The following is a 25,483-nucleotide window of genomic DNA, read 5'->3' on the forward strand; positions in this document are numbered from 1 at the left end:
AGGTTGGCTAGGTTTCAGCCATGGCCTCATATTCCGTGGACCTGGACGCACCGGACGAGCCGTACGTCGCCTTCTGGCGGGAGCGGCATCTGAGCACCCTCACCACCCTGCGCCCGGACGGCAGCCCGCACGTGGTGCCGGTGTGCGTGACCTGGGACCCCGTGGCGGGCATCGCCCGCGTCATCACGAGCGGCACCAGCACCAAGGCGGCGCTGGTACGCGCGGCCGGGGACGAGGGCGCACGGGTGGCGGTGTGCCAGGTGGACGGCCGGCGCTGGGCCACCCTGGAGGGGCGGGCGCGGGTGCGCGAGGACCGCGAGGCGGTCGCGGAGGCGGAGCGGCGCTTCACCGAGCGGTACGGCCGGCAGCCGCGGGAGAACCCGCTGCGGGTCGCCCTGGAGATCCGGGTGGAACGCGCGCTCGGGCGCGGCTGAGAAATTCCGGCCACCCGGCCGGAGCGGCGAAACCCCGAAATATGCGCAGAAACTGCAGCGGCGTCACCGTGTTCAGGTCACGGTGACGCCGCTGCGGGGGGAAGTACCTGAGGCGATCTTTTACGACGGGGGAATCGCGTCAGGCACTGCGGGGGGTGGCAGTTGTGGTCCTGAGGTGGGTGACCTCGGGCTCCGCGAGACGGTGGTCCCGCTGGTCGAGATTGACGAAGATCATGCCGTATCGGACGGCACACCGCACCGGCTGCGGCGCGCCGCGTGGCTTGCGCAGGCAGCGGTACGCCCGTACGTCCTCGTCCTCGTCCCGGGTGACCACCACCGGCTCGCCGAACACCGTCACCATCAGGGAGTCGCCGCTGTGGGGGATGGCGGTGACCAGATCGATGAAGTGCCAGCCGGAGCGGTAGGCGGTGGCCATCTCACGACGGAATGAGCGGTCGTCCGGAGGGGTGGTCATGGTGATCAGTCCCACCGCGTGTCGAGCGGGGCGACGTCCCACCTCGTGTCCGCGGGTACGATGTCCCACCTGGTGTCCGCCGGCGTGGTGTCCCACCGGGTGTCCTGAACGCCCACCGCTTTCACGGCCCCCCCGTCACCCGGCGAGTGCGCGCTCGTCGCGCCGGAGAGGCCCGCCAGTGTTCCGACGGCCGCAACGGCGGAGAGAGCGGCAGCAAGCGCCGAGCGAAGCATTCTGTTACGCATGGTCGGCTTCGTCCTCACTTGAATGTCCCCTCTTCCCCCGTCGAGTTAGACGATGGCTCATTCAGGCACATCATCGCCACACGATCGGTGCATCATGTTCCTGCATGTTCAGGACCCTGGGGGGTGGAGATTTGGCAACAAACGGGACAGAGGCGACACATCCCCACGCGGTGACAGAGATGTGCGCGGAAGGAAGCCGCCTCTACGCGAGCGCGCTGCGCACCGGCCGCATCCCGCGCGCGGACGCCGAGGCGGCTCCGTGTCTGATGGAGTTCGCCCTGCTCCACCCCGACCCCGACGATCCCGGCTGGCTGCGGCCGGTGGCGCCGGCCGTCGCGCTGGCCCAGCGGCTGACCCCGATCGAGCGGGAGATCGCCGAGCGGCGGCGCCGGTCCATCGTGCTGTCCGAGATCTTCGAGCCCTTCATGACGCTGAGCGCCCGCGAGGACGCGCCGACGCACGCCATCACCGTCCTGGAGGGCCTGGACCGCATCAACGCGGCCCTGGACCTGGCCACCGACCAGTGCTGCACCGAGGTGCTCACGGTCCAGCCCGGCGGTCGCCGCAGCCCCGAGAACCGCCTCCTGGAGGCGCTGGAGCGCGACCGCCCGCTCATCGAGCGCGGGGTCCGCATCCGCACGCTCTACCAGCACACCGCCCGCTACAGCGCCGACCGTCTCGCCTACGTGGACCGCTTCACCGACGGCAAGGCGGAGTACCGCACCATCGACGAACTCGTCGAGCGCCTGATCATCTGCGACGAGACGGTGGCCTTCATCCCGGTCCGCGAGGACCGCCAGGTCGCCCTGGAGCTGCGCCACCCCGGTCTGGTGCGCTACCTGGTCAAGGTCTTCGAGTTCATGTGGAGCCGCGCGGTCCCGCTGAGCGCGGGCACTCCCTACGAGACCGCCCCGGACGGCATCACCGACGTCCAGCACGCCATCGCCAAGCTGCTGGTGGAAGGGCACGTCGACGAGGCCATCGCACGGCGCCTCGGGATGAACGTGCGCACCTGCCGCGCCCACATCGCCAAGCTGGCCACCGCGCTGGGCAGCGGCAGCCGGGCCCAGCTCGGCTACCTGATCGCCCGCTCCGGGATGCTCAACGAGGAGGACGCCTCCTAGGGGCTGTGCGCCCCGGCGGGCGCCGGCGCGGGTCCGTGCGTGGGGCCGTCCAGTCCGACCTGGGCGATACGGACGCCGAGTTGGGTGCGGCTGGTCGCTCCCAGGGTCTCCGAGAGCCGGGCGATGTGCGCACGGCAGGTGCGCACGCTGATGCCGAGCCGCTCGGCGATCACCGCGTCCTGGTGACCCTCGGCGAGCAGCGCGGCGATGGCGCGTTCGCGGTGCGAGATGCCCTCGATACCGGTGTCGGGCAGCGGGGCGGTGAGCGGGATCGCCAGCCGCCACAGCCGCTCGAAGACGGTCACCAGGTACTCCACCAGCGCCGGGTGGCGCAGTTCCAGCGCCATGGTGCGGTCGGTGTTGGCGGGGATGAAGGCGACCGTGCGGTCGAAGAGGATGAGCCGGTCGATGACCTCGTCCAGCGTGCGGGCCTCCACCGTGTCGCCCATCAGCTCAAGGTAGTTGAGCAACCCCTGGCCGTGCCGGGCGACATGGGTGTAGAGGTCGCGCATCCTGACGCCGCGGCCGCGCAGTTCGAGGGCCCGGTGCAGTCCCTCGGTCAGCTCGGCCTCGCGGCGGATGCCGCCGGGCTGCACGGTGAGCACCTCGGTCGCGCACCGCTCGGTCGCCTCGTCCATCGCGGCCTGGATACGGGTGAGACCGTCCAGCACCCGGATCGAGGAGCCTTCACCCGGCGTGCCGAGGGCGGGCAGTTGACGGCCGAGCCCGGCGTACCAGTCGAACGCGGCGACCGCCGAGCCCATCCGGCGCCGGCTCTCGTTGACCTCGTCGTAGACCCCGCGCAGCAGCCGGGTCATCACCTCCTGTGGGGAGGTGGGCACCAGCCAGTCCATGTCGTCGGGGTCGGGGTGCAGCAGGGCCAGCTCCAGCAGGCAGGGCACCGGCTCCGCGTCCGCGCGGGGCACCCGGCCCCGGCGCACGGCGCGGGAGTACACACGGTCTCCCTGCCCGCACAGCCGGTCGGCACCGTGGGGATGCTCCTCCATCGCGTGCCCGGCCATCGCCCATTCCACCCCCGGTCGCCGCCACTTCGCAGCGCAACTATGCGCGGCGCCGCCCGCCTCCGCAACACGGCTCCTCCTGCCCCGGAAACCGCGGAACACCGGTATGCCCGGATGGCCGGGGGCGGCACGGCACACGAAGAGGGAGGCGGCCCCGCCGTCAGCGGGGCCGCCTCCCTCACCTGCCTCCGGGTCGCTCCCCGGACGCGAGTCCGCGCGTCAGCGCAGGCCCACGGCGGCGCAGGCCGACTTGTAGGGGGCGGTGCAGATCTGGTCAACGGTGTAGATGCCGTCCTCGACGACCGTTTCCTTGATCTTGCTCTTGGTCAGCGCGGCCACCTGGACCAGCCTGGCCGGGATCTGCTTGTCGGTGGGGCTGCTGACGCGGTCCTGGGTGAGGGCGTCGAACTGGATGTCCTTGCCCTGCACCTTGGCGACGGCCATCTGGGCGGCGGCCTCGGCCTCGTCCGGGTAGGACTTGTACACGCTCATGTACTGCTGGTCCGCCAGGATGCGCTGCACGGCGTCCAGTTCGGCGTCCTGGCCGGTGATCGGGGGCAGGGTGGTGACGCCCGCGTTCTTCAGCGCCTTGATGATGCCGCCGGCCATGCCGTCGTTGGCGGAGTAGACGGCGGCGATGTTGTCCTTGCCGATCCGGCCTATCGCCTCGGTCATGTTCGCCTCGGCGTTCTCCGGCTTCCAGTCCTTGGTGTCGAAGCTGTCCGCGATCGTCACCTTGCCGTTCAGCTCGGAGAGCGCGCCCTCCTTGAACTGCTTGGCGTTGGGGTCGGTGGGCGAGCCGTTCATCATCACGATCTTGTCGGAGAGACCCGCGCTCGAACCCAGCCGCTCCAGCAGGGAACGGCCCTGCACCTCGCCGACCAGCTCGTTGTCGAAGGAGATGTAGGCCTGGATCGGGCCCTCGGCCAGCCGGTCGTAGGCGATGACCGGGATGCCGGCGTCCTTGGCCTTCTTCACGGTCGGCGCGATCCCGTGCGCGTCCACGGCGTCCAGCAGGATGACGTCGACCCTCTGGTCGATCATCCGCTGCATCTGCTCGGCCTGCCGGCCCGCGTTCGCGTCGGCGTTGGCGTACTGGACCGTGCCCTTCCTGTGCGTCAGTTCGGCCACCTTGCTCCTGATGATGGGGTAGTCGAACTTGTCGTAGCGGCTGTTCGCCTTCTCCGGCAGCAGCAGGCCGACGGTGACCTGGTCGCCCTTGGTCGGGCTCGCGCTCGCGTCGTCTCCCGCCGCGTTGAGGACGCCGCATCCGGCGAGCGGGAGGACCATCGTGGTGACGGCCACGGACATGGCGATACGGCGCATTCGAGGGCTCACTTCAGGTGCGTTCCGACGGGCGTGCTGCGTACGACCCGGGTGTCTGAAAAGACAACTTGGAGGCGCCCCGTGGCGTCAAGCAAAACAACTTAACGAGATGGCAACACCACGCTGCGTTCGAACGGTGAAGACCTGGCGGAACCTTGCACAACCCGCTGCAAACACCCTTCACAGGCTCCCCGCACGCAGCACGTTTCACGTTCACATGGGCGAATGAAGTCAGCCACGCTGTGAACGCCGTCGGGAACGGCCGCCGCGGAAGCACGAGGGGCCGGGAGGCGTCGTCCCTCCCGGCCCCCTTCGAGGGTGCTCGCCGGACTCGTGGAGCCGGTCCGGGTCAGTCCGCGGACGTCTGCCGCTTGGGCCGCCACACCACCAGCGCGCTGGTCTGCTGGACCTCCTGGTACGGGACCAGGTCACGCCGGTAGGAGGCGTGCACCGCGGCCTCGCGCTGACGCATCGCCGCCGCCGCGCCGTCCAGTGCCGACTCCAGCTCCGCGACGCGGGACTGGAGAGCCGCGACGTGGTTCTCCAGTTCGATGATGCGCTTGATGCCGGCCAGGTTGATGCCCTCGTCCTGCGACAACTGCTGCACCTGACGGAGCAGTTCGATGTCACGGGCCGAATAGCGCCGCCCCCGCCCCGCCGTGCGGTCCGGGGAGACCAGACCGAGGCGGTCGTACTGACGGAGAGTCTGCGGATGGAGTCCGGAGAGCTGCGCGGCGACCGAGATGACGTAGACCGGGGTCTCCTCGGTCAGCTCGTACGGGTTGCGCCGGCGACCTGGTGTGTCCATCGGGCTCATTCTCCCTTCGCGGCCTCGAACAGCTCCGCCCGCGGGTCCTCCTCCGCGGTCGCCTCGCGATACGCCTCCAGCGCGTCACGAGCCTTCCCCGAGAGGTCCTTCGGGACACTCACCTCCACGGTGATCAGCAGATCGCCGTGGCTGCCGTCCTTGCGCGCCGCGCCCTTGCCCCGCGCCCGCATGGTGCGGCCGTTGGGCGTGCCGGGCGGCAGCTTCAGGGTGACCGGGGACCCGCCGAGGGTGGGAACCCGCACCTCGCCGCCGAGGGCCGCCTCGGTGAAGGTGACCGGCACGGTGACGGTGAGGTTGTCGCCCTTGCGGCCGAACACCCTGTGCTCGCCCACGTGGACGGTGACGTACAGATCGCCGGCCGGACCGCCGCGCTCGCCGGGCGCGCCCTTGCCGCGCAGCCGGATGCGCTGCCCGTCGGTGACACCCGCCGGGATGCGGACCTGCATGGTGCGCGAGGACTTGGCCCGGCCGCTGCCGCTGCACTCGGTGCAGGGGTGCTCGGCGATCAGGCCGCGGCCCTTGCAGTCGGGGCACGGGTCGGTGAGCGAGAAGCCGCCGCCCGAGCCGCGCGCGACCTGCCCGGTGCCGACGCAGGTCGGGCACACGCGCGGCGTGCCGTTCTTGTCGCCGGTGCCCGAACACGCCTTGCAGGGCGCCTGGGAGGTCATCCTGAGCGGTACGGTCGCGCCCTCGATCGCCTCGGTGAAGCTGAGCGTCACCTCGGTGTCGACGTCCTGCCCCCGGCGCGGCTGGGTACGGGTGGTACCCGCGCCGCCCCGGTTGAACAGACCGCCGAAGACGTCGCCCAGGCCGCCGCCGCCACCGAAGCCGCCGCTCTGGCCGCCGCCCGCGCCGCCGGCGCCTCCGAAGAGGTCACCGAGGTCGAAGTTGAACTGACCGCCGCCCGCGCCCGGCCCCGGCCTGAATCCGCCGTTGCCGAACAGGGCCCGCGCGTCGTCGTACTCCTTGCGCTTCTTGGGGTCGCCGAGGACGTCGTTCGCCTCGGAGATCTCCTTGAAGCGCTCCTCGGCGCGGGTGTTGCCCTTGTTGGCGTCCGGGTGGAACTCGCGGGCGAGCTTCCGGTACGCCTTCTTGATCTCGGCCTCGGTGGCGTCCTTGGGGACGCCGAGGACCTTGTAGAAGTCCTTCTCGATGAAGTCCTTGGTACTCATCCCCGACGTCCCTCCTTCCGGACCTGCATGTCTGCCGTGACTACGTCAGCCCTCCTCCGGGCCACCGTTCTCCTTGTCGTCGGCCGCGCTCTCCTCGGCCTCCTCCGCCTTGACGGTCTGCGCGCCGGGCTGCGGCTCGGCGACGGCCACCCGCGCGGGGCGGATGGTGCGCTCACCGATGCGGTAACCGGGCTGGAGGATGGCCACGCACGTCGTCTCGGTGACGTCGGGCGCGTAGGAGTGCATCAGGGCCTCGTGGATCGTCGGGTCGAAGGGCTCGCCCTCCTTGCCGAACTGCATGAGGCCCATCTTGGCCGCCACGGTCTCCAGCGACTCGGCGACCGACTTGAAGCCGCCGAGCAGTTCGCCGTGCTCCCGCGCGCGGCCGATGTCGTCCAGCACGGGCAGCAGCTCGGTCAGGAGGTTCGCGATGGCGACCTCCTTGACCGCGACGCGGTCGCGATCGACGCGGCGGCGGTAGTTCTGGTACTCGGCCTGCAGCCGCTGGAGGTCGGCCGTGCGCTCACCGAGCGCCGTCCGCACCTGGTCCAGCTGCGCCACCAGACCGGCGTCCGCACTTGCGTCCCCCGCCGGGGCCGCCTCCTTCTCGGAGGCGGCCTTCGGCTCGGCGTCGTCGGGGTTCGCGCCGGAGGGGACGTCGGGCTTCTCCTCGAAGCCCGGGGTCTCCTCCGTCACGCGGCACCGTCCTTGCGCTCGTCGTCGACGATCTCGGCGTCCACGACGTCGTCGTCCTTGGCCTCACCGGCGTCGGCGGACGGACCGCCGGCGGCCTGGGCGCCCTGGGCGTCGGCGTACATGGCCTGGCCGAGCTTCTGCGAGACGGCCGCGACCTTCTCGGTGGCCGTGCGGATCTCGGCGCTGTCCTCGCCCTTGAGCTTCTCCTTCAGCTCGGCGACAGCCTCCTCGACCTCGGTCTTGATCTCGCCCGGGACCTTGTCCTCGTTGTCCTTGAGGAACTTCTCGGTCTGGTAGACGAGCTGCTCGCCCTGGTTGCGGGACTCGGCGGCCTCGCGGCGGGCGTGGTCCTCCTCCGCGTACTTCTCGGCCTCCTGGCGCATGCGGTCGACCTCGTCCTTCGGCAGCGAGGAGCCGCCGGTGACGGTCATCTTCTGCTCCTTGCCCGTGCCCAGGTCCTTCGCGGTCACGTGCATGATGCCGTTGGCGTCGATGTCGAAGGCGACCTCGATCTGCGGGACACCGCGCGGGGCCGGCGGCAGACCGGTCAGCTCGAACATGCCGAGCTTCTTGTTGTACGCCGCGATCTCGCGCTCGCCCTGGTAGACCTGGATCTGCACGGAGGGCTGGTTGTCCTCGGCGGTGGTGAAGATCTCGGACCGCTTGGTCGGGATCGTCGTGTTCCGCTCGATCAGCTTGGTCATGATGCCGCCCTTGGTCTCGATACCGAGGGACAGCGGGGTGACGTCGAGGAGCAGGACGTCCTTGACCTCGCCCTTGAGGACACCGGCCTGGAGGGCGGCGCCGATGGCGACGACCTCGTCCGGGTTGACGCCCTTGTTGGCCTCGTTGCCGCCGGTCAGTTCCTTGACCAGCTCGGCGACGGCCGGCATGCGGGTCGAGCCACCGACGAGGACCACGTGGTCGATCTCGCCGAGCTGGATGCCCGCGTCCTTGATGACGTTGTGGAACGGCGTCTTGCAGCGCTCCAGGAGGTCGGCGGTGAGCTGCTGGAACTGGGCGCGGGTGAGCTTCTCGTCCAGGTGCAGCGGGCCCTCGGCGGACGCCGTGATGTAGGGCAGGTTGATCGAGGTCTCCGTGGAGGAGGACAGCTCGATCTTGGCCTTCTCGGCGGCCTCGCGGAGGCGCTGGAGGGCCATCTTGTCCTTGGCGAGGTCCACGCCGTGGCCGGCCTTGAACTGCTGGACCAGGTAGTCGACGACACGCTGGTCCCAGTCGTCACCACCGAGGTGGTTGTCGCCGTTGGTGGCCTTCACCTCGACGACGCCGTCACCGATCTCCAGCAGCGACACGTCGAAGGTGCCGCCACCGAGGTCGAAGACCAGGATGGTCTGGTCGTCCTTGTCGAGGCCGTACGCGAGGGCGGCGGCGGTCGGCTCGTTGACGATGCGCAGGACGTTCAGACCCGCGATCTCACCGGCTTCCTTGGTCGCCTGGCGCTCGGAGTCGTTGAAGTACGCCGGGACGGTGATGACCGCGTCGGTCACCTTCTCGCCCAGGTAGGACTCGGCGTCGCGCTTCAGCTTCTGCAGGATGAACGCGGAGATCTGCTGCGGGTTGAAGTCCTTCCCGTCGAGCTGGATCTTCCAGTCGGTGCCCATGTGGCGCTTCACCGAGCGGATGGTCCGGTCCACGTTCGTGACCGCCTGGCGCTTGGCGACCTCGCCGACGAGCACCTCACCGTTCTTCGCGAAGGCGACGACGGACGGCGTGGTCCGGGCACCCTCGGCGTTGGTGATGACGGTGGGCTCGCCGCCCTCCAGAACGCTGACGACGGAGTTAGTCGTGCCCAGGTCGATGCCGACCGCACGTGCCATGGTTGATTCCTCCAGAGGACTTGAGTGTGACTGGCTCAAGTGTGCCACTCCGATCGCGTCGGGTCAACAGACATGAGCCGGGGGGACTCAACTCTTATATGGCGCTTATATGCAAGGCGGCTCCGGCCCGGTGCGGCGCGGGTTCCTCCGTCCCGGCGAAGGCAACCCTCAGCGACCCATCTCACCCCGCGCCGTGCTGCGTCACACAGGAGGATGGGGGTAGTCTCAGACGGACTGCATAAGTTACCGCTTAGTAATTTCGAGGCCGCCTCAGGAGCCCCTCATGCAACTCGCCGCGATCATCGTGTCGCTGGTCCTGACCGTGGTCGGCGTCGCGCTGCTCGCCCGGGCCATCGGACAGTTCGTCCGGTACTTCAAGCTGGGCCAGCCCGTCCCCGCCGGTACCCGGACCGACAACCCGTACCAGCGCAGCGTGACCCTGGTGCGGGAGTTCCTCGGCCACACCCGGATGAACAGGTGGGGCATCGTCGGCGTGGCCCACTGGTTCGTGGCCGTGGGCTTCCTGACGCTGCCGCCGACCCTGGCCCAGGCGTTCGGCCAGCTCTTCAAGGCCGACTGGACACTGCCCTTCATCGGCGACTTCCTGCCCTTCGAGCTGTACATCGAGTTCATCGGCGTGATGACCGTGCTCGGCATCGCCGTGCTCATGGTCATCCGGCTGCTGAGCCTGCCCAGCCGCCCGGGCCGCAAGTCCCGCTTCGCCGGCTCCAAGGCCGGCCAGGCGTACTTCGTCGAGTACGTCATCCTCACCATCGGCCTGGCGATCTACACCCTGCGCGGCCTCGAAGGCGCCCTGCACCACGTGGACCACTACGAGGCGGCCTACTTCGCCTCGTACCCGCTGGTCCTCGCCTTCAAGGCGCTGAGCGTCACCACGCTGCAGAACCTGGTCTACCTGGTCGCCATGATCAAGATCGGGACCTCGTTCATCTGGATGATCGTGGTCTCGCTCAACACCAACATGGGTGTGGCCTGGCACCGCTTCCTGGCGTTCCCGAACATCTGGTTCAAGCGGGACGCGGACGGCGGTGTGGCCCTCGGCGCGCTCCAGCCGATGACCTCCGGCGGCAAGCCGATCGACTTCACCGACCCCGGTGACGACGACGTCTTCGGCGTCTCCCAGGTCGAGCAGTTCTCCTGGAAGGGCCTGCTGGACTTCTCCACCTGCACCGAGTGCGGCCGCTGCCAGTCGCAGTGCCCCGCGTGGAACACCGGCAAGCCGCTCTCCCCGAAGCTGCTGATCATGTCGCTGCGGGACCACGCCCACGCCAAGGCGCCCTACCTGCTCGCGGGTGGCGGCAAGACCATGGAGGGCGACGAGAAGGCGTCCGAGGAGCAGCTCAAGGACGTTCCGGCCGCCGCCCTCGCCGAGGCCGAGCGCCCGCTCATCGGCACCGCCGAGGAGAACGGCGTCATCGACCCGGACGTCCTGTGGTCCTGCACCACCTGCGGCGCCTGTGTCGAGCAGTGCCCGGTGGACATCGAGCACGTCGACCACATCGTCGACATGCGCCGCTACCAGGTGATGATCGAGTCCGCGTTCCCGTCCGAGGCGGGCACGATGCTCAAGAACCTGGAGAAGAAGGGCAACCCCTGGGGCCTGGCCAAGAAGCAGCGCCTGGAGTGGACCAAGGAGGTCGACTTCGAGGTCCCGGTCGTCGGCAGGGACATCGAGGACCTCACCGAGGTCGAGTACCTCTACTGGGTCGGCTGCGCCGGCGCCCTGGAGGACCGCGCCAAGAAGACGACCAAGGCGTTCGCCGAGCTGCTGCACATCGCGGGCGTCAAGTTCGCCATCATGGGCGGCGACGAGAAGTGCACCGGTGACTCCGCCCGCCGCCTCGGCAACGAGCCCCTGTTCCAGGAGCTCGGCATGGAGAACGTCATGTCCCTCAACGCCGCCTTCGGCGAGGAGATGGACGACGACGGCAAGGTGGTCCCCGAGTCGGCCAAGCCCAGGTCGGCCAAGAAGATCGTCGCCACCTGCCCGCACTGCCTCAACACGCTCGGCAACGAGTACCCGCAGCTGGGCGGTGACTACGAGGTCATCCACCACACCCAGCTGCTCCAGCACCTGGTGGACGAGGGCAAGCTGATCCCCGTCACCCCGGTCGAGGGCATCATCACCTACCACGACCCCTGCTACCTGGGCCGGCACAACAAGATCTACACGCCTCCGCGCGAGATCATCGGCAAGGTCCCGGGCCTGCGGAACGAGGAGATGCACCGCCACAAGGAGCGCGGCTTCTGCTGCGGCGCCGGTGGCGCCCGGATGTGGATGGAGGAGCGGATCGGCAAGCGCATCAACAACGAGCGCGTCGACGAGGCCCTCTCCCTCAACCCGGACATCGTCTCCACCGCCTGCCCGTTCTGCCTGGTCATGCTGACCGACTCGGTCAACGGCAAGAAGAACGACGGGAAGGCCAAGGAGTCCGTCCAGGTCGTCGACGTCGCCCAGCTCCTGCTGGACTCCGTCAGGACCCCGGCGGACCCCGCGGACGACGACGAGCCCGCCACCGAGCCGGAGCCCGAGCCGGCGAAGTAGCGCACCGCTCACGCTCACGACGGCGCCCCCCGGTCCACAAGACCGGGGGGCGCCGTCGTACCCGCAGGGGTCGCGTCGGGGGCTACTTCGGGGACGCCTGCTGGACGACGTCGAAGGACCACAGGGTGGAACCGGCCGCGGCGGGCCGCTGCTTCTCGCCCTCGCCGCCGCCCGCGCCCTGGTGGGCGGCCTTCATGGGGCCCTCCATCCACGCCTGGAAGGCCGCCTCGTCGCGCCAGCGGGTGTAGACGAGGTACTGGTCGGTGCCCTCCACCGGACGCAGCAGCTCGAACCACTCGAACCCGTCCGAGCCCTCCACCGTGTGCGCCCGCGAGGCGAACCGCTTCTCGAGCACCTCCCGCTGCTCGTCCGGAACGGTCAGCACGTTGATCTTCACTACGCTCATGCCCCCATCCTGCCCCCACCGGCCGGACACCGCCCGCCCCGCAAGTCTTCCCGGAGGCCGCACAGCCGTTCCGCACCGGTGCCGGCCTGGTGATCGCCGACCGCCTCGCGGCGGCGGCGCCGACGGGGGCGGCGCCTTCGGCGGCACGCCGGGCCACCACGGCGACTTCAACGGCGACGGTGCGGCCGAGCGTTTCGTTGTCCGACGTCGACCGCGACGGCAGGGCCGACCTGGTGACCGGGGCGGCCGGGGAGGACGGCCACGGGGCCGTCACGACCCTGCGGGGCTCGGCTTCCGGCCTCACCACCGGCTCCGCCCGCTTCATCGCCGCACGCGACGTCGCCCTCACCGGCATGGGCCACTTCGCCTGGGCGATCGCCCGGTGACTGACCGGTCACCATGGCAGCCCACGCCCATGGCCGGCTCTGAACGGCTGATCGCCCCTGATCCGTCCCTGGCCCAGCCCTGACGGTCCCTTAGGGGATGTCACAGGATGGCCGCAATGCCGGTCCCGACCCCCCGGGCCCGGCACGCGGGCGGCCAGGAGCAGGTACGTTCGACGGGTGGCTGGATTCAGGATGGGACGCGGGGACCGGGACAACCGCACCGCGCAAGGACAGCAGGCGCCCGCACCCCAGGGCCCGTCGTACGGCGGCCGGGCACCGCACCAGGGGCAGCGGCAGCCCACCTACGGCTACCCGAACGGGCACCCGCAAGGGAACCAGTACGGGTACCCGGGGCCGGCGAACGAGGGCCCGGAGTACTTCGGCGACCCCGGTCACGCGGGCCACGGCGGGCACGACCCGTACGCGGCGAACCAGCCGGGCCACACCCAGGCGTTCTCCGTGGACGAGGCGTCCGCCTACACACAGGGCCAGACCTACCACGCGGGCTCGGCGCAGCCTCCCGGCCCGTCCGGACCGCCGCTGCACTGGAAGGAACTGCTGAAGGGGGTCGTGCTCAACCCGAACCCGACCTTCCTGCGCATGCGGGACTACACGATGTGGGGCCCGGCCCTGATCGTGACGTTCCTCTACGGCCTGCTCGCGGTGTTCGGCTTCGACGGCGCCCGCGCCGACGTGATCGGCGCGACCTTCACCAACGCGGTGCCGATCGTGCTGGTCTCGGCCGTGACGATGGTGCTGAGCGCGTTCGTCCTGGGCGTGGTCACCCACACCCTGGCCCGCCAGCTCGGCGGTGACGGCGCCTGGCAGCCGACGGTCGGCCTGTCGATGCTGATCATGTCGCTGACGGACGCCCCGCGCCTGGTCGTCGCCATGTTCTTCGGCGGCGACGCGAGCTTCGTCCAGGTCATCGGCTGGATCACCTGGCTCGGCGCGGGCACCCTGCTCACCCTGATGGTCTCCCGCTCCCACGACCTGCCCTGGCCGAAGGCGCTGGGCGCCTCCGCGATCCAGTTGATCGCGCTGCTGTCGATCGTGAAGCTCGGGACGTTCTGAGTCTCCGAAGCCAGAAGGGCCCCCGGGAGCTTGCCGCTCCGGGGGCCCTTCTCCGTACGGGGGTGCAGCTCAGGCGTCCAGGACCTGCCCGGCACGGCGCACCACCGGTGGCAGGACGCTCCACGGGAAGTTGATCCAGTCCTCGGTGCGCTTCCAGACGTACTCGCACTTCACGAGGGAGTGGGACTTCTCGTAGATGACGGCGGAGCGCACCTCGGCGACGGTGTCGAGGCAGAAGTCGCGCACCAGCTTGAGCGTCTTGCCGGTGTCGGCGACGTCGTCGGTGATGAGCACCTTCTTGTCGGAGAAGTCGATGCGGTCCGGGACGGGCGCCAGCATCACGGGCATGTCGAGCGTGGTGCCGACGCCGGTGTAGAACTCCACGTTGACCAGGTGGATGTTCTTGCAGTCCAGGGCGTAGGCCAGGCCGCCGGCCACGAAGACGCCGCCCCGCGCGATGCTCAGCACGACGTCGGGCTCGTAGCCGTCGTCCGCGATGGTCTGCGCCAGCTCGCGGACGGCCGTGCCGAAGCGCTCGTAGGTCAGGTTCTCCCGCGCGTCACTCATATCGTCATCGCCCTCATACCTGGGTCCGGTGGAAGTTCAGGAAGGACCGCGAGGCGGTCGGGCCGCGCTGGCCCTGGTAGCGGGAGCCGTAGCGCTCGCTGCCGTAGGGGTGCTCGGCGGGGGAGGAGAGCCGGAACATGCAGAGCTGGCCGATCTTCATACCGGGCCAGAGCTTGATCGGCAGGGTGGCGAGGTTGGACAGCTCCAGGGTGACGTGGCCGCTGAAGCCGGGGTCGATGAAGCCGGCGGTGGAGTGGGTGACCAGGCCCAGGCGGCCGAGGGAGCTCTTGCCCTCCAGGCGGGAGGCCAGGTCGTCGGGGAGCGTGATGACCTCGTACGTGCTCGCCAGCACGAACTCACCGGGGTGCAGGATGAACGGCTCGTCGCCCTCGGGTTCGACCAGCCGGGTGAGGTCCGGCTGCTCCACGGAGGGGTCGATGTGGGGGTACCGGTGGTTCTCGAACACCCGGAAGTAACGGTCCAGCCGTACGTCGATGCTCGAGGGCTGAACCATGGAATCTTCGAAGGGATCGATCCGGACCCGCCCGGCGTCGATCTCGGCCCGGATGTCCTTGTCTGAGAGAAGCACGCCCCGAGGATACGCAAGGGGCGCGGACCGCCGACAATCGTGACGAGTCCGCGCCCCTCGTGGTGCGTGCGCCTGCCGCTGCCTACCGCTTCTGCAGCGTGACCGGCACCGCGCTGCGCAGCCGCGCGCAGCGGGGACACCGGACGAGCCTGCCGGGGCCCAGCCGCTCGGCCTGCTGCATCGGGAACGTAGCGGCGCTGAAGACGTGCCCGTCCGCGCAGCGGACGACGGTGCGTTCCATCAAGTCCCTCAAGTCCCTTCCCCAGGAGCCGCGTCGGGCTCGCTCCCCCGACGCCGAACGCCACATTACGGGACCAACCGGAACCCGCTCCAGACGGCACTCCGGTACCCCGAGGCACCCACCGTACGCCCCGCTCCGGCCCGCCCATGAGGTAGAGTGAGCGAGCGTTCGGACACCGACTGCACTCCAGTCGATATGTCCGTATTGCGCGGGTGTAGTTTAATGGTAGAACATCAGCTTCCCAAGCTGAGAGCGCGAGTTCGATTCTCGTCACCCGCTCCACGCGAAGCCCCCGGGTCGGTGACCCGGGGGCTTCTTGTTCGTCGTGACCGACGTCCCCGCGGCGGGCCGTAGGTGCCGGAGCAGCCCACGAGCGGTGACTCGCCGGGTCGCGACGGGCACACCGTGCCGGGTCGGACCAGGCCCGTGGTCGCATCCCGGAAGGCGGCCGGCTCCTGCCGCGGCACCCGGCGCGAGGCGGGCTCGTCGGGGAGTCCGCCGACATCGATGGTGGTCACGGCTGCATGCTTCCACTGCAACCTTCCGCCCTCCCCGTAGGTCTTCACGCCGTACATCTGTTCAGCGCAGCGTGAAAGGCCCCCGTGCGTCAGAAGAAGCTCGTCACCGCCGTGACCGGTGGTGCAATGTCGGCCGTTGTCGTGGGCGGTTTGCTGGCGGCCGCGCCGGAGGCGGTGGCCGCCGGTGTCACCTGTCCGGACCATGTCTATACACGGGCGTTCTACAAGAACACCTCGTTCTCGGGCTCGCCGGTGAAGACCGACTGTGACAGCGCCGTCGACCAGAGCTGGTCCGGCCGGCCCCTGGCCGGGATGCCGTCCGACAACTTCGGTGTGCGCTGGTCGGTGAAGCGGGACTTCGGTTCCGGCGGCCCGTTCACGTTCAGCGTCTCCGCCACGGACGGCGTCCGCGTCTACCTGGACGGCGTGCGGAAGATCGACCTCTGGTCGGGTACGGGAGACAGCGCGCGCTCCAGGAGCGTCAACCTGACCGTCCCGGCCGGCAAGCACACCCTCCGCGTCGACAGCGTGAACTGGAGCGGCGCCGCGAAGGTCAAGTACAGCTACACGCCGCGCACTTCGGCCCAGTACGACAGGACGAAGCCGCTCGCACCCACCGGCGTCAAGACCGCCTACGACACCACCACCCGCAGGACGACCGTCTCCTGGTCCGCCAACAAGGAGATGGACCTGGCGGGTTACTCCCTCTACCGGCGGCCCGAGGGATCGAGCACCTGGACGCGGGTGACCACGACCACCGCCCGCAGCCACACCGACCCCCTGGTGAACCCCGACGACCGTACGCCGTACTTCTACGAGGTCCGGGCCAAGGACAAGGCGGGCAACACCTCGTCGGGCAGCACGGACACCGTCGTCCGGCCGCTGCCGGTCGTGCCGTCCCTCACGGGCACGTACGACAAGGCGACCGGCAAGGTCACCCTGAAGTGGCCGCAGAACACGGAACCGCAGTTCGACCACTACACGGTCCTGAGCAACGACCTGGTGGACGGCTACTACGTCTGGGTGCCGCTCGGCACCACCACGCGCAGCACCTGGACCACCGGTCCCGTCACCCCCGACGGCGAGTGGCGCCACTACCGCGTCCTGGTCACCAACCACGGCGGCACCACCACGTACGGCTCGCAGGGGCTCGACGCGAGTGCCACCAACGAGCTGTGGCTGGGGATTCCCGACGGCATCGCCCCCTACAGCGCCCCCGACCTGACCCTGAGCACTTGCGCGGGCGGCATCCGGGCGACCGCCTCGGACACCACGCCGGCCCCGATCCGCGACTTCACCGGCTTCGAGATCGAGCGCCGGGAGGCGACGGCGGGCACCTGGTCGCCCGTCCTGCATCAGGGCTACGACCCGCGTTCCGGCACCGCCACGGCCACCGTCTGCGACCCGCTGCCGGCCGGCGGGCGCACCTACGAGTACCGGGCCCGTTCCTACGACGCGGCCGGGAACTACTCGCCGTACAGCGACGTCCGGGCCGTGACCGTGCCGGCGGCCCAGCGGTCGGAGTGAGCTCGCGGCACCCGCGTCATCGAGAGGGCCCCGGTCATCGGCCGGGGCCCTTCTCGTTGTCCGGGGCGAGGGTCACGCGTCCCGGTACCAGTGCGTCCCGCCCACCAGGAACTCGTACACCGGCCGCCCCCGGCTCCCGCTCGTCCTGAACGCCTCGCCGTGGTCGTCGACGCGGACCGTGCCCTGGCGGCCGGCGCTGTTCCACTGGAGGTCCACGTACCAGTGGACGTCGTGGGTGTCGGCGTGGGCGGTGATGTAGAGGACCTCGGGGTCGGTGCGGCTGACCTTGTAGGGGAAGCCGCGCTGGCCTGCCCTGGGGGCCAGTACGGGGTGCGGGGCGTCGAGGTTCGTGTCGAACGACCTCGTCTCGACGCCTCCGCCGCAGCCCGAGGAGCCGAGGTAGGCGTTCCAGGCGGGCGGCGGGCCGGAGTCGGCCACGCCCACGTGCATGGACTCGATCACGACGGCCTCGTCGCCGGTGCCCTGGACGGTCAGCGCCACCCGCTGCCGGTCGGCCGCGACGGCCCGGTGCGCCTTCACCCAGCCCGGCACGTCCTGCCCCATCACCGGCGGGGCGACCTCGGCGGGAGGCCGGTCGACGAGGTACTTGCCCTCGCACTGGGGGTCGTCCCAGCCGTAGGTGCGGGTGCTCACGGTGAGAGGGGCGGCGGTGGCCCGGCCCGAAGCGGCGTCACGTGCCGAGGGGCCGTCCTCGCGGTCGAGCGTCAGCGCGGTGGCCACCGTCAGGACCAGGGCGACGGCCGCCGCGATCAGGGGCCAGTGCCTGCGGCGGGGGCGTCGGGACGGCTCCTCCGCGGGTGCGGGGGCAGGTCCGGGCGCGGGAGCCGGCGGGGCGCTCTCCTCCGGCGCCGGAGCGGCCGTCCGCCGCCCCCGCTCCCGCGCCGCGTCCGCCAGTACCCACCTCCGGTGCAGCTCCACCAGTTCCTCCGGAGTCGCCCCGCACAGCCTGGCCGTGCGGGAGAGGACCGCATAGTCGGCCGGTACGCCGTCGCCCCGGCAGTACCGGTGCAGGGTCGACGTGCTCATGTGCGCGCGCTTCGCCAGGGCCTCGTAACTCAGCCCCGACCGCTGCTTCAACTCCCGTAACAGCGCCGCGAACTCGCCGATCTCCTCAGCCGCCCCCACCAGTCCCCCATTCCGTCCGGCATCCCATGCCGGACGCGTTTCACCAGGTCAGAGCCGGTGCAGGCATCCCAGCGTTCCGGAAATCCCGATGGAATGGCGGGCCGGAGACGGAGTGGCACAGGCTGGGGCCATCCAAGCACGGCACCCACCGGTCACCGTGCCGGCCCAGCTTCCCCCCGCGCCTCGGGCGTTGGACCGGCGGAAGCGCAACTCACCCACAGACAGGGCAACTCACTCATGCGTATCGCCACCCGCACCGCCACCGCCTCCTCCCTGGTGGCCCTCACCGCACTCACCCTCGTCGGCGTCCAGGCCGGCGCGGCCACCGCCGCCACCACGGCGACCTGCACCACCGCGAACACCCGGCTGACCGTCACCGAGGTGTCCCGCCCCATCAACCACCTGCTGCTCAAGGCCACCAACACCGGCACCAAGGCGTGCGACGCCTACCACGCCCCCTTCCTGCGCGCCGGGGCCGGCGCCCAGGCCCCCTTGGCCTGGGTCGAGGACAGCAAGCCGCAGGCCGTGATCACGCTCAATCCGGGCGAGTCCGCGTACGCCGGCATCGCGACGTACTCCCCTGACGGCGAGGGCGGCGCCACCGAGAAGACCCTCGGCGTGCTCTTCACCGGCCGGACCGCGGGCGGCACCGGCAAGGAGAGGACGCTGAAGCTGCCGAACGGCGGGACCTTCTTCAACAGCGCGGCCGCCGTGACGTACTGGCAGGACAATGCGGCCGACGCCCTTACCTGGTAGAGGCGTTGTCCGGAAACTCCCCCGGAATCGTCCGTGATCGGTAACACACGCATCCCCCCGCTCCCGCCCTCCGTCCTGACAAGTGGTCGCGACGCGGCCGGGGTCGGACGGGCGAGAGCGGGGGCGGGCATGGCGCGGCACATCGGGACGCGGGGCTGGTACGGCAAGGTGGTCGGGGCGGCGCTCGGGGTGACCCTGCTCGCGGTCGGGGCGTCCCTGTGGACCGCGCAGGCCGACACCGCGGGCGGGCCCGCGCCGAAACCCGCGACGAGCAGCGTCGAACCCGTCGGCGTGACCATCGCGCACTCCTCCGACCGCGGCGCGCGCGGCGTCAACATCACCATCGACGACGGCCCCGACCCCACCTGGACCCCGCAGGTGCTGGCCGTGCTCGAGGAGTACGGTGTGAAGGCCACGTTCTGCATGGTCGGCACCCAGGCCCAGGCGCACCCCGACCTGGTGAAGCGGGTCGTCGCCGCCGGGCACCGGCTGTGCGACCACACGGTGTCGCACGACACCGCCATGGACAAGAAGCCCGTGTCCTACCAGTCGCGGCAGATCCTCGACGCCGAGCGCATGATCACCGAGGCGTCCGGGGGTGTGCGGCCCATGTACTACCGCGCCCCCGGCGGCGCCTTCACTCCCGCCAGCCGCAGGCTCGCCGCCTCGCGGGGGATGCGTCCGCTGGGCTGGAACGTCGACACCAAGGACTTCGAGCAGCCGGGCACGGACGCCATCGTGTCCACGGTCGAGCGCGAACTCCCCAACGGCCCGACGCTGTTGTTCCACGACGCGGGCGGCGACCGCTCGCAGACGGTCGAGGCACTGCGGCGGGTGCTGCCCGAACTCAGGCAGCGGGGTTATTCGTTCGGGTTCCCGGTGCGCTGAGGACCGTTCGACCCCTCTTCCCCTCTCCCTCCCCCACACACCTCGAAAGGTGTCTCCTGTGATGAACCGCCACCTGCGCAGGGCCGTTGCCGCCTCCGTCGCGATCACGGCCGGGCTGCTGATGACGGCGTGCCAGAGCGGATCGGACTCCGCCGCCGACGCCGGCACGAGCACCACGGCCACCGCACCGACCGCCCCGAGCGCTCCGGCCTCCCGGAACACCGGCGGGTCGGAGCGGCCAGCCGCACAGCAGGGGGCCGGCCGGGGCTCCGGCGCGGGTTCCTCCACCGGTGCGGGGTCCGGCTCCACTCCCGCCGCGCCCTCCCGCGACACCGCCGTCGAGGGTGTCGACAAGGGCGAGGGCGTCAGCGGCACCTGGTTCGGCAACGTCTCCTACCTGGCACCCGGCAAGTACACGGTCAGCGGCCAGAGGGACAGCGAGCAGGAGTTCCTCCTCGCCGAGGACACCGAGATCATCGGCTACGACGACATCTGCGGCGAACCGGGCGCGGCCGGCGGCACCAAGTGCACCGAGGCCCAGCTCGAGACGGCCGCGAAGAAGGGTGTCTCGGCCGAGGTCGTGATCAGGAACGGCATCGCCACGAGCATCCGCGACGACCACTGAGCCCGGCCGCGTGGACGCCTCACGCCGGTTCGAGCTGCGGCTCCGCGCGGGGCGTCGGCGGGGCGGGGCTCGGTTCCCAGCGGACGGTGGTGCGTATGTAGCCGTAGATCAGCGCGGCCGTGACCAGGAGGACGAAGGGGCCGACCGTCCAGGGGTGGTGGGCCATCTGGACGGGCAGGAAGCGGACCGCGAGCAGGAGGGCGGTGAAGAACACCGCCCCGCCGGCGACCTGCTGTACAGCCGCTCGGTCCCAGCCGTGGTCGAGGGCGCGCAGGCCCGTCTCGATGGTGAGCGTGAACACCACACCGGCGACGAGGTCGATTCCGTAGTGGTAGCCGAACCCCAGGGTCGCGGTGAGGGTGGCCAGCAGCCAGAACGTGCCCGCCAGGCGCATCCACCGCGGGGCCCTGCGGGTGTGGATGAAGATCGCTGTGGCCCAGGCGGTGTGCAGGCTGGGCATGCAGTTGCGGGGCGTGATCGCGTCGTAGACCACCGAGTGCGGGGACACGACCGGGGGCGGGGTGTGCGGCCAGAGTTCGGCGACCGCCCAGTGCGCGCTGCCCGTGCCGAAGGCCCCGGTGCCGTAGGCGAAGACGGGTCCGACCACGGGGTAGATCATGTAGACGGCCGGTCCGAGCAGACCGATCACCAGGAACGTGCGCACCAGGTGGTGGGCCGGGAAGCGGCGCTCGGCCGCCACGTTGCGGAGCTGGTACAGCGCCACGACGACCGCGGCCACCGCGAGCTGGCCGTAGACCGCGTGGAGGATGTGGTAACCGACCGGGCCGGTCGCCGCGACGACGCGGCCCACCACCCACGACGGGTTGCCCAGCGCGTGGTCGGCGACCGCCACGTACGGGTCGAGCACCCGGGGACGGGTCTTGGCGGTGATCAGCAGCCAGGTGTCGCCGGTCTTGCGGCCCGCCACCAGCAGCAGGCCCAGGCCGACGCCCTTCAGCAGCAGGGTGCGCTCCGGGCCGGTACGGCGGGTGAGGGCTACGACCCCGCAGCCGAGGACCACCCACAGCGCGCCGTTGCCGAACGCGCGGCCCTCGATCCCGCCGACCCCGCCGATGCCGAACACCCACCGCGTCAGCGCGAGGACGGCGTCGATACCGAGCGCCACTCCCACCGCCACGAAGCGCTGCCGCCAGGTGAGCACCACCATCGTCAGCGCCAGACCGGCGTACAGCAGGGCCCCCGACTTGGGGCGGTACACCAGCTCCGCGACCTGGGTGGTGAGCGGCCCCGGCAGACCGTGTCGACGCGCGGTCAGTTCCAGCACGACGAGGAACGCGAGCGCGGTCACACCCGCCGCGGCCCTGAGTCTCCACCGCGACCGGCCCTCGGCGATGGGCGCGGTCGTGCCGGATATTCGCGAAAGCCCCCGTGACAGCATGTGCCTCGTTCTCTGTTCGTTATGCCGGATTCTGACTGATATAGGTCCGTTTGGTCGCGGAAGCGGCGGAGCCGTACCCAACTCGTCGACACCGGAGCGGAGTCGATGTGACGGGCGCAACAACACCACACCACCCGGAAGCCAATCAAAGGTGACACGGAAAAGCGCCCCCTGGGGACACAAATCGATCACCAATCGGGCGCGGGATGTCTTTTCGGACACCCGGCGGATACGCGAACAGGCCCGGACGGGGTTCGTCCGGGCCTGTTCCACGTGGTGCGGGTGCCCTGGGGCCCTGGGTCAGACGGCGACGTTCCCGCCCTCGTTGCGACGGCGGCGGACGACGAAGACCGCGCCGAGGCCGAGCGCGACGGCCGCGCCGCCGGCCAGGGCTATCGCCGGGAGGGCCGAGCTGGAGCCGGTCTCGGCGAGGTGGCCCTGGGGGACGACCTGGGTGTCGCCGGCGGGCTTGGTGCTGGGCAGCGGCTTGCTGCCGCCCTGCGGCTTGGGGGTGGAGTCGTCGACCGGGCCGGGGGTGGTACCGGCGGCCAGGATGTCGAACTCGTAGAAGTCGTCGTCCGAGGCGTAGACGCAGTTGCCCTCGTCGTCGACGTACGAACCGATGCTGATCGCGAAGCCGGCGCCGGCGGGGGCCTTCTTGTCGACCGACAGCCGCAGGTCGATGGAGAACGACTCCTTGGCCTTCACGTCGGTGTAGCCGAGGTAGCCGGCGGACTCGTCGTCGAGGTCGACGGAGATGTCGTTCCACTTGCCCGAGGTCGGGTCCTGGTACTGGAGGGTGAGGTACTGGGTGGCGTCGGAGAGGTCGTCCTCACCCATCGCCGCGGCGAAGACACCGAGGTCGACCCGCTTGTAGGCGTGCGCGCCCGAGTTCTTCACGTTGAGCTTGAAGCCGTGGAACCCGCTGCCCGCGACGATCTTCGACGGGAGCCCGGAGAGGCTGGTGGTGAGCTCCTTGTCGAGCTTCGGGTCGGTGCCGTCGCAGTCCTGCGGACCGGTGGGCGCCGACGCCGACGCGGAGGCGGAGGCGGAGGCGGAGGCGGAGGCGCTCGGCGTGGTGGAGACGGAAGCCGAGGGCGAGGTCGTCTCCCCGGTGGGCGCGGCCGAGGTGGAGTTCTCGGCGGGCGGGGTGGAGGTGTTCTCCTCGGCCGGCGCGGAGGTGCCGGTGGCCGGGGTGGAGGTGACGCCGCCCTCGGGCTCGGTCTCGCCCGTCGTGACCGACTCGGAGGCCGAGGGAGAGGGGTTCTCCTCCGCCTGCGCCACCGAGGCCGTCATGAGCACGACCGGAGAGAGAACGGCCGTCGCAGCAGCGAGAGCCAGGGAACGACGCAGCTTCATCAAGAACCTCTGGGCAGCAGGGATCAACGTTTTCGCATGGCTGACTCACAGCCGGGAAAAAGGGTTGCCCGGAAATTCTCGAAATCCCCACGTGAACTCCCCTGGTTCCGCGCGCAGATGAGACATAGCCGATCATTCGAGGATGAGGCGGGCGGGGCTCAGGAGTTCCTGCGCCATGGCGGGCCTCGGCCTGACCGTCCTCCCCCACGCGTACGCGTCCCGCGCCCTGGAGGAGGGCCCCCTCACGCTGGTCGAGGGACCACCCCCCCGGACGCCCCGATCTGGCCCAGCACCGACGCCGCCGGCCCACCCGGGCGGTACGGGCGGTGGAGGCGGTGCTGCGGTACTTCGAGAAGGCGCGACTGCTCCCACACCGCGGACGGGAGCCGGACTCACCGAGCCGTCCCACGTGACCGGCCCCGGCCTCGCGAGCTCGGCATGGTCCGAATGAGAGGCCCTGAGAGCTGGCCCGTGATCCCCGGTGGTTCGACGCCCGCCGGGGATCACGGGACAGCCCTTAGGGTGACGGGACGTCACGGTCGGGACTCGGTCGCCGAAGGGGAGTGCGCTCCGTATGCCTACGCTCAGCGTCCTGACGCCTGTCCATGACGGCGGGCACGCCTATCTGCGGGAGCTGTACGACTCGTTGCGCGCTCAGCGGCTGCCGGCGGGGTGGGGGCTGCAGTGGGTGGTGCAGGAGGACGGGGAGACGGGGCGGCCGGCGGGGGTGCTGCCGGAGGAGACGTGGATATCCACCGGGACCGGGCGGCGGGGTGGGGCTGCTCGCGCGCGCACGCTCGGGCTGGCTCGGGTCACCGGTGCGCTGCTGCGGTGCGTCGATGCCGATGATCTGCTGCCTGATGCCGGCACACTGGCCCGCGACATCGAGGTGCTGGCCGTCCGGCCCGGCTACGGGTGGACCGTCGCCCCATGTCTCGACCTGCATCCCGACGGGCGGCTCGAACCCGGCCCCCGCGATCCCGAGCCCGGTCCGCTGCCCGCTCGGGCTCTGTTGGACGGCGCCGCGCGGGGGGCGATGCCGGTGGTCGGGACCACCCAGACCGTTCACACCGAGCTGGTCCGGCTCCTGGGCGGCTGGCCCGCGCTGCCCGCCTTCGAGGACGGGGCGCTGCTGCTGAGCTGCGAGGCGGTCAGCCCCGGCTGGATGCAGTCCGAGCCCGGGACCCTCTACCGCAAGCATCCCGCCCAGCACACCGCGTCCGAAGCCTTCCGCGACCGCGCCGAGGCCCGGCTCCGGGTCCGGATCGCCGTCCAGCGGGCGGAGGCACTGCACGCGGCGGGGTGGCGCTGGCGGCCTGCGGCCCTCAAGGGCTGACCCGATCGCCCTCGTGTTTCACGTGAAACCACCCGATCGCCCCTCATCCGCGGGTGGGCGTGCTGTTCGGCACCGGCGTGTCCGTCCGCGGTGCCGGCACCGCGGCCCGCGGGGTCCGGGGGGACTCGATGTCGGCGAGCAGGCGGTGCAGACCGGCGCGTACGGACGTGAGGCCGGAGCAGTCCGGCGTGCCCGGCGGCCAGACACAGGTGGCCAGCGTGGCGAGGGTGCGGTGGGCTCGGCGCCAGGCACGGGCGGTGTGGCCCCGGTGGTGGTCGGTGTAGGCGCGGGCGTAGCGGGCGAGGGCCGTGGCCCAGGCGTCGTCCCGTACGCCGGGGGAGGCCAGTGCCCGGCGCGCGCTGCGGCCCGCCGCACCAGGCGAGGTGCTGGCCTGCGCCACGGCCAGCGCCGCCAGACTCACGGCGGGGGCCGGGCCGCCGGGGGCGAACAGCGGAACGGTGTCGGCCGCCTGCCGGAAGCACTCCGCGGCGCTGCGGGCGTCCCCCCGCTCCCACGCCAGTACGCCCTGGACATGCGCGACCCGGCCGATCAGCGCGTCGTCGCCGGCGAGAACCGCCACCGGCCAGACCTGACCGAGCAGGGCGCGGGCGGTGGCCGGATCGCCGGTGACATGCAGCCAGGCGGCGAGCCAGCGGGCGCGGGCGGTGAGGTGGTCCTCGGCGGTCGCGCGGGGCAGCAGGCGGGCCAGAAGGGCGCGGCCCTGCTCGCCGTGGTCGTGCACCGTCCACCAGAACCACAGGTCGGCCACCGTGGCCAGCGCCGCCGTCACCTGCGCATCCGGGGCGCCGGGGCGGGACGCGTACTCCACCAGCGCCATCAGGTCGGCCGCGTTGTCCCGGACGAGCTCGGCCGCCTGCCGCTGGTCGCCCGCGTACCACAGATGCTCGGCGACCTCCGCGAGGCGGCGGTGGTGCAGTA

Annotated in this window: 24 protein-coding genes, 1 tRNA gene and 1 pseudogene; 11 read left to right on the forward strand and 15 right to left on the reverse strand. The window is 70.8% G+C overall.

The window, feature by feature from the left end:
• Positions 1-20: 20 nt before the first annotated feature.
• Complete coding sequence (locus tag ACWCV3_RS08410; RefSeq protein WP_451220269.1) at positions 21-434, forward strand: pyridoxamine 5'-phosphate oxidase family protein; 414 nt, start codon at positions 21-23, stop codon at positions 432-434.
• Positions 435-573: 139 nt separating this feature from the next.
• Here the strand turns inward: ACWCV3_RS08410 and ACWCV3_RS08415 are convergent, their stop codons facing one another.
• The gene (locus ACWCV3_RS08415; RefSeq protein ID WP_451220272.1) at positions 574-909 is read right to left on the reverse strand and encodes a hypothetical protein; all 336 of its coding nucleotides are present in this window, start codon (positions 907-909) and stop codon (positions 574-576) included.
• Between the two features lie 349 nt (positions 910-1,258).
• Between ACWCV3_RS08415 and ACWCV3_RS08420 the strand changes: the two genes are divergently transcribed.
• On the forward strand, positions 1,259-2,278 hold the full coding sequence (locus ACWCV3_RS08420) for a helix-turn-helix transcriptional regulator (RefSeq protein WP_451220275.1): 1,020 nt from the start codon (positions 1,259-1,261) through the stop codon (positions 2,276-2,278).
• On the opposite strand, the gene ACWCV3_RS08425 is transcribed toward ACWCV3_RS08420, so the two are convergent.
• The 6 genes from ACWCV3_RS08425 to dnaK all read right to left on the reverse strand — a co-directional run bounded on the left by ACWCV3_RS08425 (position 2,275) and on the right by dnaK (position 9,161).
• On the reverse strand, positions 2,275-3,300 hold the full coding sequence (locus tag ACWCV3_RS08425; protein WP_451220277.1) for a helix-turn-helix transcriptional regulator: 1,026 nt from the start codon (positions 3,298-3,300) through the stop codon (positions 2,275-2,277). The two genes, ACWCV3_RS08420 and ACWCV3_RS08425, sit on opposite strands and share 4 nt — an antisense overlap.
• Positions 3,301-3,519: 219 nt before the next feature.
• Positions 3,520-4,626 (reverse strand): sugar ABC transporter substrate-binding protein, encoded by a 1,107-nt coding sequence (locus ACWCV3_RS08430; RefSeq protein WP_451220280.1) that lies wholly within the window; start codon positions 4,624-4,626, stop codon positions 3,520-3,522.
• Positions 4,627-4,975: 349 nt separating this feature from the next.
• Positions 4,976-5,434, reverse strand: a complete 459-nt coding sequence (locus tag ACWCV3_RS08435; RefSeq protein ID WP_451220283.1) for a heat shock protein transcriptional repressor HspR — start codon at positions 5,432-5,434, stop codon at positions 4,976-4,978.
• 5 nt (positions 5,435-5,439) lie between these two features.
• Positions 5,440-6,627, reverse strand: coding sequence for a molecular chaperone DnaJ (gene dnaJ, locus ACWCV3_RS08440; RefSeq protein WP_451220286.1), 1,188 nt, complete (start codon positions 6,625-6,627; stop codon positions 5,440-5,442).
• A gap of 45 nt (positions 6,628-6,672) precedes the next feature.
• On the reverse strand, positions 6,673-7,323 hold the full coding sequence (gene grpE / locus ACWCV3_RS08445) for a nucleotide exchange factor GrpE (RefSeq protein WP_451220289.1): 651 nt from the start codon (positions 7,321-7,323) through the stop codon (positions 6,673-6,675).
• Positions 7,320-9,161: a molecular chaperone DnaK gene (dnaK, locus tag ACWCV3_RS08450; RefSeq protein ID WP_086692773.1), complete on the reverse strand. Its 1,842-nt coding sequence runs from the start codon at positions 9,159-9,161 to the stop codon at positions 7,320-7,322. Before dnaK ends, grpE begins: the two co-directional genes overlap by 4 nt.
• Before the next feature lie 283 nt (positions 9,162-9,444).
• Between dnaK and ACWCV3_RS08455 the strand changes: the two genes are divergently transcribed.
• On the forward strand, positions 9,445-11,727 hold the full coding sequence (locus ACWCV3_RS08455; RefSeq protein WP_451220293.1) for a (Fe-S)-binding protein: 2,283 nt from the start codon (positions 9,445-9,447) through the stop codon (positions 11,725-11,727).
• An 82-nt stretch (positions 11,728-11,809) separates the two neighbouring features.
• Here the strand turns inward: ACWCV3_RS08455 and ACWCV3_RS08460 are convergent, their stop codons facing one another.
• Entirely contained in the window at positions 11,810-12,133 is a 324-nt protein-coding gene (locus tag ACWCV3_RS08460; RefSeq protein WP_451220296.1) for an antibiotic biosynthesis monooxygenase family protein, read from the reverse strand.
• A gap of 197 nt (positions 12,134-12,330) precedes the next feature.
• On the opposite strand from ACWCV3_RS08460, the gene ACWCV3_RS08465 reads away from it, so the two are divergent.
• Together ACWCV3_RS08465 and ACWCV3_RS08470 are read left to right on the forward strand one after the other, a co-directional pair.
• The gene (locus ACWCV3_RS08465) at positions 12,331-12,519 is read left to right on the forward strand and encodes a hypothetical protein (protein WP_451220299.1); all 189 of its coding nucleotides are present in this window, start codon (positions 12,331-12,333) and stop codon (positions 12,517-12,519) included.
• Positions 12,520-12,696: 177 nt separating this feature from the next.
• Positions 12,697-13,593 (forward strand): Yip1 family protein, encoded by an 897-nt coding sequence (locus ACWCV3_RS08470; protein WP_451220302.1) that lies wholly within the window; start codon positions 12,697-12,699, stop codon positions 13,591-13,593.
• A gap of 69 nt (positions 13,594-13,662) precedes the next feature.
• Here ACWCV3_RS08470 and ACWCV3_RS08475 read toward each other — a convergent pair whose 3' ends face one another.
• The 3 genes from ACWCV3_RS08475 to ACWCV3_RS08485 form a co-directional block, all read right to left on the reverse strand.
• Positions 13,663-14,160 (reverse strand): phosphoribosyltransferase, encoded by a 498-nt coding sequence (locus ACWCV3_RS08475; RefSeq protein WP_451220305.1) that lies wholly within the window; start codon positions 14,158-14,160, stop codon positions 13,663-13,665.
• Positions 14,161-14,173: 13 nt separating this feature from the next.
• A complete protein-coding gene (gene dcd, locus ACWCV3_RS08480; protein ID WP_135787309.1) occupies positions 14,174-14,749 on the reverse strand; it encodes a dCTP deaminase in 576 nt (191 codons plus the stop codon).
• A gap of 82 nt (positions 14,750-14,831) precedes the next feature.
• Positions 14,832-14,990 (reverse strand): hypothetical protein, encoded by a 159-nt coding sequence (locus ACWCV3_RS08485; RefSeq protein WP_165507348.1) that lies wholly within the window; start codon positions 14,988-14,990, stop codon positions 14,832-14,834.
• 208 nt (positions 14,991-15,198) lie between these two features.
• On the opposite strand from ACWCV3_RS08485, the gene ACWCV3_RS08490 reads away from it, so the two are divergent.
• Positions 15,199-15,272 (forward strand) — tRNA-Gly (locus tag ACWCV3_RS08490).
• A 320-nt stretch (positions 15,273-15,592) separates the two neighbouring features.
• Positions 15,593-17,035, forward strand: a complete 1,443-nt coding sequence (locus tag ACWCV3_RS08495; RefSeq protein WP_451220309.1) for a PA14 domain-containing protein — start codon at positions 15,593-15,595, stop codon at positions 17,033-17,035.
• 72 nt (positions 17,036-17,107) lie between these two features.
• Here the strand turns inward: ACWCV3_RS08495 and ACWCV3_RS08500 are convergent, their stop codons facing one another.
• Positions 17,108-18,181, reverse strand: a complete 1,074-nt coding sequence (locus tag ACWCV3_RS08500) for a helix-turn-helix domain-containing protein (protein WP_451220312.1) — start codon at positions 18,179-18,181, stop codon at positions 17,108-17,110.
• A gap of 237 nt (positions 18,182-18,418) precedes the next feature.
• Between ACWCV3_RS08500 and ACWCV3_RS08505 the strand changes: the two genes are divergently transcribed.
• From ACWCV3_RS08505 to ACWCV3_RS08515, 3 genes are all read left to right on the forward strand, one after another.
• Positions 18,419-18,937, forward strand: a complete 519-nt coding sequence (locus tag ACWCV3_RS08505; RefSeq protein WP_451220314.1) for a DUF4232 domain-containing protein — start codon at positions 18,419-18,421, stop codon at positions 18,935-18,937.
• Between the two features lie 129 nt (positions 18,938-19,066).
• Positions 19,067-19,825 (forward strand): polysaccharide deacetylase family protein, encoded by a 759-nt coding sequence (locus ACWCV3_RS08510; protein ID WP_451220317.1) that lies wholly within the window; start codon positions 19,067-19,069, stop codon positions 19,823-19,825.
• 61 nt (positions 19,826-19,886) lie between these two features.
• On the forward strand, positions 19,887-20,450 hold the full coding sequence (locus ACWCV3_RS08515) for a hypothetical protein (RefSeq protein WP_451220320.1): 564 nt from the start codon (positions 19,887-19,889) through the stop codon (positions 20,448-20,450).
• 19 nt (positions 20,451-20,469) lie between these two features.
• Here the strand turns inward: ACWCV3_RS08515 and ACWCV3_RS08520 are convergent, their stop codons facing one another.
• Positions 20,470-21,849 carry a phosphatase PAP2 family protein gene (locus ACWCV3_RS08520; protein ID WP_451220323.1) on the reverse strand — a complete coding sequence of 460 codons (1,380 nt, stop codon included), beginning with the start codon at positions 21,847-21,849 and terminating at the stop codon, positions 20,470-20,472.
• 300 nt (positions 21,850-22,149) lie between these two features.
• Complete coding sequence (locus ACWCV3_RS08525) at positions 22,150-23,145, reverse strand: LAETG motif-containing sortase-dependent surface protein (RefSeq protein WP_451220326.1); 996 nt, start codon at positions 23,143-23,145, stop codon at positions 22,150-22,152.
• Positions 23,146-23,782: 637 nt separating this feature from the next.
• Here ACWCV3_RS08525 and ACWCV3_RS08530 point away from each other — a divergent pair.
• Positions 23,783-24,544 (forward strand): GltA, encoded by a 762-nt coding sequence (locus ACWCV3_RS08530; protein ID WP_451220329.1) that lies wholly within the window; start codon positions 23,783-23,785, stop codon positions 24,542-24,544.
• A gap of 43 nt (positions 24,545-24,587) precedes the next feature.
• Here ACWCV3_RS08530 and ACWCV3_RS08535 read toward each other — a convergent pair.
• Positions 24,588-25,483: pseudogene (locus ACWCV3_RS08535) on the reverse strand (hypothetical protein); the annotation flags it as partial.

This window comes from Streptomyces sp. NPDC001781, from assembly GCF_053596035.1.

Excerpts from the sequence above, each read along its gene's own strand:
- ACWCV3_RS08410 (WP_451220269.1), top strand. The coding sequence starts at position 21 with ATGGCCTCATATTCCGTGGACCTGGACGCACCGGACGAGCCGTACGTC.
- ACWCV3_RS08415 (WP_451220272.1), bottom strand. The coding sequence starts at position 909 with ATGACCACCCCTCCGGACGACCGCTCATTCCGTCGTGAGATGGCCACC.
- ACWCV3_RS08420 (WP_451220275.1), top strand. The coding sequence starts at position 1,259 with ATGTTCAGGACCCTGGGGGGTGGAGATTTGGCAACAAACGGGACAGAG.
- ACWCV3_RS08425 (WP_451220277.1), bottom strand. The coding sequence starts at position 3,300 with ATGGCCGGGCACGCGATGGAGGAGCATCCCCACGGTGCCGACCGGCTG.
- ACWCV3_RS08430 (WP_451220280.1), bottom strand. The coding sequence starts at position 4,626 with ATGCGCCGTATCGCCATGTCCGTGGCCGTCACCACGATGGTCCTCCCG.
- ACWCV3_RS08435 (WP_451220283.1), bottom strand. The coding sequence starts at position 5,434 with ATGGACACACCAGGTCGCCGGCGCAACCCGTACGAGCTGACCGAGGAG.
- dnaJ (WP_451220286.1), bottom strand. The coding sequence starts at position 6,627 with ATGAGTACCAAGGACTTCATCGAGAAGGACTTCTACAAGGTCCTCGGC.
- dnaK (WP_086692773.1), bottom strand. The coding sequence starts at position 9,161 with ATGGCACGTGCGGTCGGCATCGACCTGGGCACGACTAACTCCGTCGTC.
- ACWCV3_RS08455 (WP_451220293.1), top strand. The coding sequence starts at position 9,445 with ATGCAACTCGCCGCGATCATCGTGTCGCTGGTCCTGACCGTGGTCGGC.
- ACWCV3_RS08460 (WP_451220296.1), bottom strand. The coding sequence starts at position 12,133 with ATGAGCGTAGTGAAGATCAACGTGCTGACCGTTCCGGACGAGCAGCGG.
- ACWCV3_RS08475 (WP_451220305.1), bottom strand. The coding sequence starts at position 14,160 with ATGAGTGACGCGCGGGAGAACCTGACCTACGAGCGCTTCGGCACGGCC.
- ACWCV3_RS08485 (WP_165507348.1), bottom strand. The coding sequence starts at position 14,990 with ATGGAACGCACCGTCGTCCGCTGCGCGGACGGGCACGTCTTCAGCGCC.
- ACWCV3_RS08505 (WP_451220314.1), top strand. The coding sequence starts at position 18,419 with ATGCGTATCGCCACCCGCACCGCCACCGCCTCCTCCCTGGTGGCCCTC.
- ACWCV3_RS08510 (WP_451220317.1), top strand. The coding sequence starts at position 19,067 with ATGGCGCGGCACATCGGGACGCGGGGCTGGTACGGCAAGGTGGTCGGG.
- ACWCV3_RS08515 (WP_451220320.1), top strand. The coding sequence starts at position 19,887 with ATGAACCGCCACCTGCGCAGGGCCGTTGCCGCCTCCGTCGCGATCACG.
- ACWCV3_RS08520 (WP_451220323.1), bottom strand. The coding sequence starts at position 21,849 with ATGCTGTCACGGGGGCTTTCGCGAATATCCGGCACGACCGCGCCCATC.
- ACWCV3_RS08525 (WP_451220326.1), bottom strand. The coding sequence starts at position 23,145 with ATGACGGCCTCGGTGGCGCAGGCGGAGGAGAACCCCTCTCCCTCGGCC.
- ACWCV3_RS08530 (WP_451220329.1), top strand. The coding sequence starts at position 23,783 with ATGCCTACGCTCAGCGTCCTGACGCCTGTCCATGACGGCGGGCACGCC.